Genomic DNA, 13,350 nt, shown 5'->3' with positions numbered 1-13,350 from the left:
GAAAATATAGTTATTTAAGACTAAAATGGTGCGGTTGATCTCGATATAGTAATTGTTTTTATTTCTTTAATCCTCATAACTAACATTTGGAATAAATCTGTGGTTTAGTATTAAATATTACGTTTCTAGGGCAAAGAAAGGGGGAAGGCAAATGCCTATTCACAAAAACGAAGAATTACTAACAGGAGGTAATGTCTCTAAAGTATATCGTTTGGGAGATACTGTTCGACGAGAAGTAAAGCCAGACAGTACCAAAGTTCACAAACTATTACAACACTTGGAAAACAAAGGATTTACTTATGCACCAAGGTTTTTAGGTTTTGATGAAAAAGGAAGAGAGATTTTATCATTTATTAAAGGGGAAGCTGGTAATTATCCCATAAAGGCATACATGTGGTCTAATGAAGTTATAAAAGAAATAGCGAAGATACTCCGTCATTACCACGATGCTGTGAGTGACTTTCCAGTATCAACTGATTGGAAACCAATGGACGGGACTCCGGATAACATAGAGGTTATTTGTCACAACGATTTTGCTATTTATAACATTATTTTTAATCATGAAAAACCAGTAGGTATTATTGATTTTGATGTTGCTGCTCCTGGCCCAAGAATCTGGGATATAGCTTATACTTTATACACTTGTGTTCCTTTAAGTAGGCTTTATCATACCGAATCAGGTGAGGCAGTTTATTATAATCCTTCATACGATGCAATTCATAAAAAACAAAGAGTTAGCTTATTTTTTGAATCCTATGGTATTGACGGACTCCGAGAGAATTACTTGGAAATCGTATTGCAACGATTAGAAGGACTATGTAATTACATAAATAGAAAAGCGAGTGAAGGTGAAATCGCTTTTCAACAAATGATAGATGAAGGACATCTTGAACATTATCAAAACGACATTAAATTTATTCGTGAACATGGAAATGCGTGGGTATAGAGGTAAGGATTTGTTGATCTAAAGGAACTTTAGAAGAAGTGTTATTATATTTTTTATTAATAAGCTTCTGTGTATGGTGAGATAGACGAGGGAAAAATACTAACAGAAAAAAATAGAACGTCCAACTGTATAGTAATACATTCAAAGATTAACTGTTCCTAGGATAATTCGAATTCTACCTCCTCCTGATGACTGTAATTTAAAAAGACAAATAAAATGTTTGGATGTCTCCCACACTTTATTTGTCTAAAAGTAGTTCACACTTAGATTTTAAATCTAGCAATCATCCCCTGTAATTCATCCGCTAATGAGGTTAAGGCTTGAGCAGAAGATGCCACTTCTTCCATTGTGGCAAGCTGTTCTTCAGTAGCAGCCGATGTTTCTTGACTTGCGGATGCGCTGGTTTCAGCAATTTCTTTTACCTGATCGGTTTGATTGACGATATGTTCACTTACGGTTGAAATCTCATCCATAGAGGATGAAACTTCTTTTACCTTTGAGGAAACCGCTGTGATTAATTGGTGAATTTCATTAAATGAAGCATTGACTTCTTCCGAAAGGGTTAATCCTTCGTTTACCTTTTCTGTACCACTATTCATATAAGAAACAGCATGACTTGTCTCTGATTGAATATCCGTTAACATGACTGTAATTTGAGTAGCAGACTTTTTAGATTCCTCTGCTAGCTTCCTTACTTCATCCGCAACTACGGCAAATCCCTTTCCCTGCTCTCCCGCTCTAGCCGCTTCAATCGCAGCGTTTAATGCAAGTAAATTAGTTTGCTCCGATATATTCGTAATTAAGCTAGTTATATTACCAATTTCCTTTGATTTTTGATCGAGGTTTACTAGTAAGCTTGATAAATTATGGACAATGGTTGAGATCACTTGCATTTGATTAACGATTTCTTCCACCTTTTTCGATCCACTAATAGTGGAACCACTAGCCTGATCAGATAATTGAGTCATCTCATTTGTACTAGCTACAATTTCTTGAAGTGAAGCTGATAATTGTTGAATGGAACTAGACATCTCACTTACACTTTGAAGTTGTTTGTCAGCCCCCTCAGCTGAATCCTGAGATAGTGAAGCTACCTGTTCAGTAGCATGGGTGCTTTGTTCTGCACTGGCACTTAGCTCTTCTGCTGAAGCAGATACTTGCTCACTCGTTTGGGCTGTATTCACAACTAAACTCTTTAAATTAGCTTGCATGTCATTAATACCACACGCTAATTCAGCAATTTCATCCTTTGATTTAACCCTTAGGTTCTCCCCTGTTAAATCACCATTAGCAATAGCTGACACTCTATCTACCACTAACTTAATTGGTTTTGAGATACTATTTCCAATTGTGGTACCAACAATGAGTGCAATAATAATCGCTACGATAATTGCACTCAATAAAGAAATTTGGATGGTTGAAAAGATTTGACTATTACTATTTAATAGTTTCTCAGATTCTTTCTCGTTAATTTCAATTAACTGAACAAGGTTATCGTAAGCTGCTTTGTATTCTGGTCCTCCAGCTTTTATGCCAGCGTCAGCACTTTCAAAGTCACCGCTCTTCATAAAGGCAGCATTATTTTCAACTCTCTGTTTAAAAATAGCCCAATTACTTTTAAATTGTTCAAACTCTCTTACTTCGCCCTCTACTAAGGTACTTTTACCGTAAGCTTCAATAAGATTATCAATTTCCTTTAAGTCTGCTATTGCTTGATCTGTTAGTGATGCATCCTTTCGAAGAAGAGCCGAAACCATTTTAAGTCTTACACTACCGGCATTATCAACAATATAAGTTAAATCAACTACTGGTATAAAACGGTCTTTATATAATTTTTCCCCATTATCATTTACATTCATGATCGCTAGGTTTGAAAATACTCCTAAAAAGACAATCATGATCACAAAAACTAAATACGATAACAACAGCTTGCTTTTGATTTGCTTGAATTTCATTTTTCCTTACTCCCTTTATGATTATGTCTAGGTTGAATCATTGAGAAACCAATCGATTGACCGTTACTCTTGAAGCACGAATTTAAGTTTCCAACTAGTGATTCATCATTTATATCACCCGTTTTATTAAGTTCTTATGCTTATTATAAAATCAACTATCTTTCTTTTTAATCAGGGAATCTCCCCAAAAGGAACGGAAAAAAACCCTATTATTGATAAGAATAATAGGTCTCTGTGAATGAAAGTGAAACAAGAAATAGTTTGAAAGAGCATCTCAATTCGTTAATTTTAGACTCTTTTTCTTAGCTAGTGGAAGAATGATTGGATAGGAAGGAGCTCTGATGTCCTTTTACCATTAGTGCTTTTAATAGATACTAATTTTACCAGACCTTTCACCTCCTTGATTCTGTTACAATCAAAGGCAAGAATTAAGGAGGAATCGTCTATGAGAATCAAATACCTTCTCCTTGTGTTGGTAATGGTTGTTACCTTTACAGGAGGCTTTCTATCAGGAGTTCTCTATTCTACTTTTACAAGTCATCAGGCAGAAACAGAGGAAAATTACTTCTTATCAATAGATGATGCACCTTTAGCAGAGAGAATGCTTATCTTAAAGCAGAAACCCAAAGTGGAAGATAAGAAATCAAAAGTATTAATGGGATATGTCCAGGACTTTAGGGATCCTGACTCCGTTAACTATTCAGATTTAACACATGTTATTTTTTCCTTTGCTCATCCAACGAAGGATGGAAAGCTATTGCTTAATGGAGATACCGCTATGGAAAATCTACGTAAAATGGTATCAAATGCAGCAAAACACGATACCAAAACGATGTTAGCTGTGGGAGGATGGTTTCATATTAACGGTGGAGAATCCTATGAATATTTCAAAGAAGCCATCACAAATCCAGTAGCAAGGACAACCCTTGTGAATGAATTGGTTGGTGTAGTAGATCGTGAAAGCCTTGATGGAATTGATGTCGATTTTGAACACCCACGAAATAAGGAAGATGCACATAATCTATTAATTTTTGTAGAGGAACTAAATAAACAACTTCAATCTCGTGATAAAGAATTATCGATTGCTGTTAATGCAAAGGTTCATAGTGTTGCAGGAACTGAGCTTCATAATGTAGTATTCGAACCTTCGATGTTTGCACATGTTGATTTTGTAAACATAATGGCCTATGACGGTCAATGGGACGGAGAATATAACGCAGCAAATCTTTCTCCATTTACCCACAATGTAAACATTATCAACTATTGGACAAACCTGTTTGAGCAACACAAGATTTCTAAAGAAAAGCTTGTCCTCGGTGTTCCTTTATACGGTCAGCCCGAGGACCCTAGTATAAAGCAAGTATCGTATGAGGCGATCATTAATCAAAATCCAAAGAACGCTGATTCTGACAAGACTATTATGAATGGCACAACCTATCATTACAATGGAACAGCTACAGTAAAACAGAAAATTGAGCTTGCTTTAGACAACGGCTTGGGTGGTATGATGGTTTGGGAAACAGGACTCGATGCTAAAGGTGAGCACAGTTTAACCAGTGTGATTTTAGAGGCATTAGAGTCAAATGGATTATTTGCAGTTAAATGACTACTAACGATTTGACTCCAATATTAACGGACCCAGTTATTGAGAGTTTTCCTGGAAATAATTAACAATGGAGCTACTAGTATTCAATCTCCCTACTATAAGCCGATAAGTATCATATCAGGCAAAATAAAAATATGGGGTTTTTTACATGAATTACTTTTTCCATTGGAACTTTGATTTTCACCATTTCGTCTATTATATGGTTTGTTTATTTTTAATAGTGTTTTCACCCATACTCATAAGGGGGATAGCTAGGAAGAAGCTATCAGATATTCCTAAAAGTTTTAGCTTCATTTCCACTATTATATTCTTTGTCGTGACATTCGCTACATTGATCCTAGGACAAATTGGTCATGTCGTTTTTGTAGAAAAGGAGCATGAAATAATTGAAAGTTATGCAAAAGATACTGGGAGTCTAATTGGAACGGAATTACTAGACATTGGACATGCTGGGCTTCATTTCAAGACTACTAATGATGACGAGCTCTATCAAACAATCCTAAATAAAATGACGACATGGCAAGGGAAATTAGAGATTCAAAGCATATATACTCTAAAAAAGAATAGTAACGATGACATCTATTTTGTTGTTGCTCCTGCAACAGATTATAATAATGATGGCGTAATTAGTGGTGACATTGAACAGGTGATTCCGATTGGAAATATATATGGTGAAAACACTCCCGAACTAAAAGGTGCATTTTTGGGTAACTTCATGATGCAGACTGTTCCAAAAGTACATTATGGGAGAAGTACTATTAGTGCTTTTTATCCAATCATCAATCAATATTATCAAGTAGAAGCTGTGCTTGTATTAGATTTTGATGGAAATGAATATGCCAAACGTGTTGAAGAAGAGCATTTGAAAATTAATATATTAACAGTAGCGCTATTAATTATTGAGGTGCTTCTTTATTCCATGTTTTACCTTTCTTCAGTGGAGAAGTTGAAGCTAAAACAACACCATAAAGAGCTTAATCAACTGGCTTATTTTGACTTATTAACGGGGTTACCAAATCGAAGATATGTAAATGATTTGATAAACATAAAAGATTATGATGAGGTAGCTCTACTATTTATTAGTCTAGACGGCTATTTTAAGGTGATAGACTTATTGGGATATGGAAAGGGAGAAGAATATATCTCGAAAGTTATTCATGCAATAAAACCCCAAATCGATCACTACGGAATACTAATTAGGTGGGGTGAGAAGGATTTTGTTATCCTTGTTCCCCAATTTAGTAATGCTGAGAATCTACTAGCAACATCACAATCAATTCTTAACCATTCACCTAAATCAATTAGAATCGGTGAGAGACTGTTTGAAGTAGCACCAGCAATAGGGATAAGTATTTATCCTAAGGATGGACAAGACTGGTCAACACTTATAAAAAATGCTGATATAGCCAGATCCTATTCCAAGCAGCTGTCTACAGGAAACATTAAATTTTTTGAAGAAAAATTATTAAGTAGTATTGATGAAAAACTGTCCTTTGAAATGGATTTTCGTAAAGCAATAGAAGAAGAACAATTTGTCGTTCATTTTCAACCTCAGATTGACTTGTTGTCAGGTAAACTGATTGGGGTAGAAGCCTTAGTACGCTGGAATCATCCTCAAAAAGGACTTCTATCACCTTATTATTTTATTCAGCTTTCCGAAGAGCTGAATCTAATAGATCGACTTAGTGTGTGGATTTTTGAACATGCATTCATGCAAATAAAGAGACTTAATGATGAGTTAGATATAGAACTAAAGATTTCCGTTAATCTATCACCTACCCATTTTACAAGTAACTCTTTATTAAGTGACATTCAATCTGTCGTTCAAAAATCAGGACTAAATCCTTCTTTAATTGATTTTGAGATCACAGAGGGAGCACTTTTGGATTTTAATCATTCCATTACAATCCTAAACCAAATGAAAGATCTTGGTATGAAAATCAGCTTGGATGATTTTGGTGCAGGCTATAGTTCGCTTAGTTATTTAAGTAAACTACCGATAGACCGTTTGAAGATTGATAGACAATTTTTAAAGAATAATGATCTTACAAATAAAACATTATTAACTTCTATCGTGAATCTTGGACATAATCTAAATCTTGTTGTTCTGGCTGAAGGTGCTGAAACAAAGGAAAACGTGCAATTCTTAAAAGAAATTGGATGTGATGAAGTCCAGGGTTACTTTTATTCAAAACCAATTCCAATCGATGAATTAAGAGGATACCTCTTATCATATGGAAAAAATTTATAGTGTAAGTGAGAAAGCATAATCCAAAAAAGGATTATGCTTTTTCGTTGTTGAATAGCACATGTAGATGAAAATGTTAAGGAGGACTAAAAGTGGATCTTACCAAACTGAAAAAACAATTATATATGGGTTGTACTCTACTAGGAATATTGACGGTTTTAGGAAGTATTCAAACTATTTTCAGTCCTTATCCGTTTGTAAGAGGGGTTTCTTCAATGGTAGTGATAGGGTGTTCAATATGTATTGGGGCATTCATTAGAGAACTTTTTATTATTAACAGGAACATTTAAATAATATTTTGAGAAGGGGGAAACGACAAATGACTTTTATATTTTTGGTATTTCTACTTGCCATCATTGCTTTGATTACAATAAAAACAATGAAGAACAAGAGGTTTCCTTCCAATAACTATACACCTTTTGATAATATTGTGAGCGGTAAGAACGAAGAGAGTTTAAGTCACCATACTCACTATCAAGAGGAGAAGAAAGAGTTGTAGGGCTGCTTATGAGTAGTTCAGTTTTTGGGTGCAAAATAGAAAAAGTAGTCCGAAAACGGACTGCTTTTTTATAGTCGTAAATACATTCACTTTATGAAATGTACGCTTTTCAAGATTGTTTTTTATTTTATAAGATTATTCTGTAAGTATACTATTCTATATAAATTGAGCTTTATCGACTAACGGGTAAGTTTACTTGAAGAATAACTTAACGTAATTACTATAATGGGGTGATAAGGATAGCTTTTAATATTATCTTCTTCCTTATGATAGTTATTGAGATCTTTGTTTTATATTGGGTTAACATAAAATATAAATCAATGTTTCCTGAAGACAAGTTCCAAAAGTTGATTTTCAATGTTTTCTTTTTCTTTTTTGGGATTGCTGTGATTATAGTCTTTCTTAGTTCAATAGTTGATACTTTAAGGCTATATTAAGCTAACTGAGAAGTTTAGTGGAAGAAGGGTTTGGAGTTTTTATTGTATAGGAATTAAGAAAGGTGAGGTTTTTTAGTGGGAAAGAACTTGTTATTAAAAATTTCATTGAGTATATTAATTGTAATTTTAATTACCATATCTCTAATCTGGTTTATAGCAGAAAAATCAAATTCCTACTCAGAACCGAACGAAGCTCTATTAGCTATTGATAAAGATTTATTGTTATACCCAGCATATAAAAGAAACGGTAATGCTCTATTCTTTTTCATAAAGGATAAAAACCATTTGGGAGCTACTTATGTAAAAAAAGGACTTTTTGGATGGAAGTCAGGAATGCTTACATATAGCCCTATGGATCATAAAAGAAATTATGAAAAGTTGAACGGGTATCAAGGGCACAGTGACAATCTAATATATGGATTAATTAAAATTAAAGATGGCGATGAAAAATATATTAAAATTGATGAAAATAATGCTAATTTACTAAGCTTAGAGATGCTGCCTTCCTATATTGTAGAAGAATATCAATTAGAGGACATATACATTTGGTATTTTGAAAGCGATACTGCTCTTGAAGTAGGGGAAATTAAATTAATGAATAAAAATACTGATGAAGTGATCGATACAATTGATTTATAAATTGCCCTTCAGATAAAGAGGGCATTTCTTCAAGACGGAGATCGCACCATTTTTATTGAAGTAAAGAGAAGATTAGTTGAAAAGGTATTACTAAATAAATGTTGAATGCTTTAGGTGAGTTATATCATATTATCAATCAAGGAGGGTTATGATGAGTGAGAAGAAACCCATTAATGATGCAATGGAACATATGAATAGTATTGAAGGTTTTCCTACAGATGTTAATCTCAAAAATCACCTAAACCGTTAAGGTACTTTGGCTATTTTTTTATTGGTTTTTTCTCGTTGTCTATACTTTTCATTATGATCGCAAGCTTTTTTTACCTAATAGTGTATTGCATAGGCTGCCAAGATGTTGGCAGTTTTCTTATTTAAGTAAGAGTAAGATTAGTTGACAACACAAATGAAGTTCAAAGCAGGGATGTGATTGTATTTTTCACGATGGATTTCCAAACAATTTGAGAGATGATGTGTCTAAAGTAGTTAAACTCATTTCGCAAAAGACCAACAATAATGTCACTATTGGAGTATCAGAGGATATTGTTGATTATTTTCAAAACAATTACGTGATTAATTTCCCTTATCGTATTTATTACATTGATAATTCAGATGAATTTATGCACAGTTTAAATGAACAACAAAAAATGATTGTGCATTGCATCTATTCAAGAAGTTGTGACGGTCTTGTAAGACAAAAACATTTGAATTCATTACTTTTGATGGATTATGATGATTGGTCCATTCCATACATCGTAAAAATATGTGATGAATATGTTTTAGATATATTAGAAATGACTTATGAAATCTTAAAAGACCAGGACACAGAACGGATCAAAAATTTTTGTCTTCAAAATAATGTTTCGTTTTGCAAAAGCTATCACAGAATGATTAGCTATTGGAACGAATATTACAGATTTAAATACGATAATTTTCAGCAATATGTCGGTAGAAAGCTATTTAGAGATTGTTTTGGATTCTCTAAATCAATGGAACGCAGGAAAAACGGGAGTTTGTAAACGGTATACTTAAACTATAGGGAGCATTTCTTCAAGAAGGAGAAGTGCTTTTTTTTGGAAGTTATCAAGCTAACGAGGAATTAGTGTTAGAAGTTCATAGTTTAGGCGGGTACCGAATGGTTTAGGACGTCTAATTTGCAGAATGTCCTATTAATAAAAAGAAAGAGTGAGAAAGAGTGAATGAGATTTGGGAGAGGTTTATGTTAATTAAAGATTGCTTATTAGAAGGAATTCTTGCTAATAAGCTTGATACATATCGAACAAATAAGGATCTTATTCTGTATTCTGTTGAACCCTTATTATTTATTAGGAATGAAGATACAGCCGACATAAGTTATTGGAAGTTAGACTGGATAGAAGACAATCAAGAAGATATTTTGCTACTAAAAGAACAAAATACGCCTGACCCAATTGAGTTTAGTCTAATAGATGATCCACATTACAAGCATGTGATAAAGGGTTCAAGATTTTCGGTGGATCATAAATTCATAAAAAAAGTAAGTGGATATGGTTATAAGAGTAGTAAAACAGAAACTCTAACTTCAATCATTCTAGAGCTTGAGGACTTGTACATTTATGCTAAAACCGGAGCAGTTATAGAAATTAGGATTACAAGTGAAAAGCCTAGTGAGCTAGGAGAGATAATATTTACGACATAATCTTATTTGAATGGTCGTTATTAAAGGACGTTTAAAGAATGAGTATATAGAACTTATGAAGCCTTCGGAGCTAAGGGGATTAAAATCACATATCACCTCATTATTCTCATATAAAAAGCCATACTACATAATGGACAACATAGTATATACAGTATATATTGGGGGCCATGAAGAATGAGGTGGATTGAGGGTTTCTTAGAGGAACCATTGTTATTATTATTTTTGATTCTGTTCTTAGGATCATGGCTCGGTCAAATAAAAGTCAAAGGACTTAGTCTAGGTTCTGCGGGTGTACTACTAATTGCCATGATTTTCGGGCATTTTGGACTCCAGGTTTCCCCTATTGTCCAAAATCTTGGGCTAAGTTTGTTTATTGTTGCAGTTGGACTTCAGGCTGGCCCACGATTTTTTAGGATGATTCGTACGAGTGGAATGATATTTGGACTTATAAGCATTTTAACTGTTCTATTAGCAGCAGTAACAACGGTGATTGTTTCAAAAGTCTTTAACCTATCGAAAGCATTGAGTATTGGAATTATGACGGGCGCGTTAACGAGTACACCCGGCCTCGCAGCAGCCCTTCAAGCAACGAATGATCCCGTGGCATCGGTTGGATATGGAATTGCATACCCTTTTGGCGTAATCGCAGTGGTCCTGTTTGTCCAACTATTACCAAGAGTGTTAAAGGTAGACTTATACAAAGATTTACAACAGAAAATAAACCCAATCAGCAATGAAGAATCACCAGAAATGATAACAATCGAAGTGACAAATCCTTCTATTAACAAGAAAACCTTACAGGAATTAAACCTTCATAAAAACTACTCTGTAGTGATTAGTCGTGTCATCCGAGGACGGCGGAGTATCATTGCACTAAGCGACACGGTTCTTTTAAATGGGGACCGGCTTGTCACTGTTGGTACCAAATCAGAACTGGATAAATTTTGTGAATATGCAGGGAGAAGAGTAAAGGTTGATTTGCAAAATGTTGATCATATTAAGCTGCGTAAAGTAGTAGTAGATGCGTATGATATTATTGGCAAAAACATCAAAGAACTGAATCTTAGAAGAGACTACGGAGTAACCGTAACGCGAATTGAACGTGGTGGAATTGAATATAGCCAAAACTCTAGGATGCGTCTCGAACGCGGGGATGTCTTAACGATTGTTAGTAGTGAAGATCGTTTAGATGATGTTGAGAAACTATTTACACGAGATAAGTTGACGGTTACTAATGTCCATATCTTTTCATTAAGTATCATTTTATTATTAGGAATCCTGCTCGGGATGTTACCGATCACTTTACCTGGCTTAGGAACAATAACGTTGGGTGTTGCTGGAGGTCCTTTGTTTGTTGCCTTAATCATCGGTCATTTTGGGAAACTAGGACCGATAAAAGCAAGATACTATCAACCTTCAAATCAAGTTATTGGAGATATTGGTCTCGCCCTCTTCTTAGCAGGAGCAGGTACCACAGCGGGACAAGGCATCGTTACTGTTATTCAGGATGAGGGAATCCGTTTAGTTCTGGCTGGAGCAATTATTACAGTTGTGCCCATATTTGGAGGATTTCTTATTGCAAGAAAGATTTTTCATTTAAGTATGATTCATTCACTCGGTGCCCTTTGTGGTGGAATGACTAGTACGCCTGGATTAGGGGCTGTTAATCAACTGATGGAGTCAGAGGATCCAGCGATTGCTTATGCAGCTGCTTATCCATTTGCTCTAATTTTAGTAGCGGTTATTTCACAATTATTAATCTTCATTATATAGTTGGAACTAACTTTACTGGTAGTTTATTACAGGGTGAAGGATTGTCCATAAGCTTTTGAAATTAGAAGAAGAAGGAAAACATAAGCATTAGTCCAAGCAGGATTAATGCTCTTTTATATGGAAGTAAAGAGAAAGAGTTTAATAATGGACGGGGGAATAACGATGGAGATCAAATTACTTACACCTAAGGACGCCGATATCTATAGGGACATACGGTTAGAGGCATTAAAAGCAAATCCAGAAGCGTTCAGTTCCAGTTATGAAGAGGAAAAAGAATATCCTCTTGAAAGCTTCGAAAACAGATTGAAATTTAACCATTTTTATACATTTGGTGCTTTTGATGAAAGCCAACTTGTTGGGGTTGTTACCTTAATTTTAGAAACCAAAAATAAAACGAAGCATAGAGCTAACATTGTTGCTATGTATGTTTATCCTGATAGGCGAAAATCAGGGATTGGAAGAATGCTAATGAATGAAGCAATTAACAAGGCTAAAGAAATAAAAGAGGTTGAACAAGTATATCTATCTGTAACTTCAGGTAATGAACCAGCAAAGAAACTATATAATTCATTGGGGTTTAAAGTTTATGGGGTTGATAAAAACGGATTAAAAATAGGAGATCTTTACTTCGATGATGATTTAATGGTGTTAGTTTTATAAATTTTATATTTAAATAAAGCTGGCCTGTTAAAGGAGAGTATTACTGATTATATTTTAGGAGAGCTTCACGAAGATATTCTTGCTACTACCTAATGATTCTAAGGAGGATGTAAATGAAAATTAACCCAATACATTACTTGATTCTTATGATCTTTGTATCAGTTTTTTTGTTTTTAGGTCTCGGCAACTTGTTTACTACGGCTACACCCATGACTGACTTTTTATTAACTGTTTTGGTAACACATCTTGTGATGACAAAATTGATAGAACTAGCTAAATAGATTACATGACAAATACCAAAACGAAAAAGTGTAATTGAATTATAGAAAGAATAATAACCCAATCTGGTAGTAGTGGCAAGCAAATTGGCTTTGCAAGAGTGGTTACTGATAAGGCGGGATGGCATGAATTATAGTTGATTTAGGAGTGATGTTAGATGAATACTATTAATCGTTGGTTGATATTATTTTTCATAGTTTTCCTTACTATCTCATTGGTCTATAAAGGAGTAGAATTATGGTCTCTAGGAACGAATTTGGATGGTGATGGTATAGGTATACACTTTTTAGGAGTAGAGATAAATGATCGAGTGCCTGAAGCAAATATTCCTATATATGCCATTGGGTTCTTTAGTGCTAGTATAATTACTTCTTTGATTGCCATAGCACTATTTTTAAAATCCTTTTTAAAGATAAAAAGTAAAACGATAGCAAGTTAATTATGATACTATTACATAGCGGGCTGGCATAATCCCTAAGGGGATTAGCACTGTTCTACGATTTAGTAGCAGAAGAAAAAGGACAGATCGATATCTAATGTCGCAGGGAAAACTAAAAATTTAAATAACAAATAAGAGAGTGGAAACCAAAATGGTTTCTGCTTATTTTTTGGACATATGATGCTAGACTTTAT

At 34.3% G+C, this 13,350-nt stretch carries 12 protein-coding genes; 11 read left to right on the top strand and 1 reads right to left on the bottom strand.

All coding sequences use genetic code 11. The features are described 5' to 3' along the window. The first annotated feature begins 151 nt into the window (after nt 1-151). Nucleotides 152-946: a phosphotransferase gene (locus G4D63_RS06670; RefSeq protein WP_163178871.1), complete on the top strand. Its 795-nt coding sequence runs from the start codon at nt 152-154 to the stop codon at nt 944-946. A 263-nt stretch (nt 947-1,209) separates the two neighbouring features. Here the strand turns inward: G4D63_RS06670 and G4D63_RS06665 are convergent, their stop codons facing one another. Further along, the gene (locus G4D63_RS06665; protein WP_163178870.1) at nt 1,210-2,901 is read right to left on the bottom strand and encodes a methyl-accepting chemotaxis protein; all 1,692 of its coding nucleotides are present in this window, start codon (nt 2,899-2,901) and stop codon (nt 1,210-1,212) included. Between the two features lie 445 nt (nt 2,902-3,346). Between G4D63_RS06665 and G4D63_RS06660 the strand changes: the two genes are divergently transcribed. From G4D63_RS06660 to G4D63_RS06615, 10 genes are all read left to right on the top strand, one after another. Further along, complete coding sequence (locus G4D63_RS06660) at nt 3,347-4,507, top strand: glycoside hydrolase family 18 protein (RefSeq protein WP_163178869.1); 1,161 nt, start codon at nt 3,347-3,349, stop codon at nt 4,505-4,507. A gap of 148 nt (nt 4,508-4,655) precedes the next feature. After that, nucleotides 4,656-6,758, top strand: coding sequence for a putative bifunctional diguanylate cyclase/phosphodiesterase (locus G4D63_RS06655; RefSeq protein ID WP_163178868.1), 2,103 nt, complete (start codon nt 4,656-4,658; stop codon nt 6,756-6,758). Nucleotides 6,759-7,074: 316 nt separating this feature from the next. Then, the gene (locus G4D63_RS06650) at nt 7,075-7,254 is read left to right on the top strand and encodes a hypothetical protein (protein ID WP_163178867.1); all 180 of its coding nucleotides are present in this window, start codon (nt 7,075-7,077) and stop codon (nt 7,252-7,254) included. A 512-nt stretch (nt 7,255-7,766) separates the two neighbouring features. Then, the gene (locus G4D63_RS06645; protein ID WP_338023907.1) at nt 7,767-8,330 is read left to right on the top strand and encodes an aspartyl-tRNA synthetase; all 564 of its coding nucleotides are present in this window, start codon (nt 7,767-7,769) and stop codon (nt 8,328-8,330) included. A gap of 470 nt (nt 8,331-8,800) precedes the next feature. Next, nucleotides 8,801-9,346 carry a hypothetical protein gene (locus G4D63_RS06640; RefSeq protein WP_338023908.1) on the top strand — a complete coding sequence of 182 codons (546 nt, stop codon included), beginning with the start codon at nt 8,801-8,803 and terminating at the stop codon, nt 9,344-9,346. A gap of 200 nt (nt 9,347-9,546) precedes the next feature. After that, nucleotides 9,547-10,005 carry a hypothetical protein gene (locus G4D63_RS06635; RefSeq protein ID WP_163178866.1) on the top strand — a complete coding sequence of 153 codons (459 nt, stop codon included), beginning with the start codon at nt 9,547-9,549 and terminating at the stop codon, nt 10,003-10,005. 174 nt (nt 10,006-10,179) lie between these two features. Then, on the top strand, nt 10,180-11,778 hold the full coding sequence (locus G4D63_RS06630; RefSeq protein WP_163178865.1) for an aspartate:alanine exchanger family transporter: 1,599 nt from the start codon (nt 10,180-10,182) through the stop codon (nt 11,776-11,778). 162 nt (nt 11,779-11,940) lie between these two features. After that, nucleotides 11,941-12,438, top strand: coding sequence for a GNAT family N-acetyltransferase (locus G4D63_RS06625; RefSeq protein ID WP_163178864.1), 498 nt, complete (start codon nt 11,941-11,943; stop codon nt 12,436-12,438). A gap of 113 nt (nt 12,439-12,551) precedes the next feature. Continuing rightward, nucleotides 12,552-12,719: a hypothetical protein gene (locus G4D63_RS06620; RefSeq protein ID WP_163178863.1), complete on the top strand. Its 168-nt coding sequence runs from the start codon at nt 12,552-12,554 to the stop codon at nt 12,717-12,719. Nucleotides 12,720-12,874: 155 nt separating this feature from the next. Continuing rightward, nucleotides 12,875-13,156 (top strand): hypothetical protein, encoded by a 282-nt coding sequence (locus G4D63_RS06615; RefSeq protein ID WP_163178862.1) that lies wholly within the window; start codon nt 12,875-12,877, stop codon nt 13,154-13,156. Nucleotides 13,157-13,350: the final 194 nt, after the last annotated feature.

The sequence above is a fragment of the Bacillus mesophilus genome (genome assembly GCF_011008845.1).
GTDB classification, from domain to species: Bacteria; Bacillota; Bacilli; order Bacillales; family SA4; genus Bacillus_BS; species Bacillus_BS mesophilus.
This window is presented reverse-complemented; position numbering and strand designations above follow the sequence as displayed.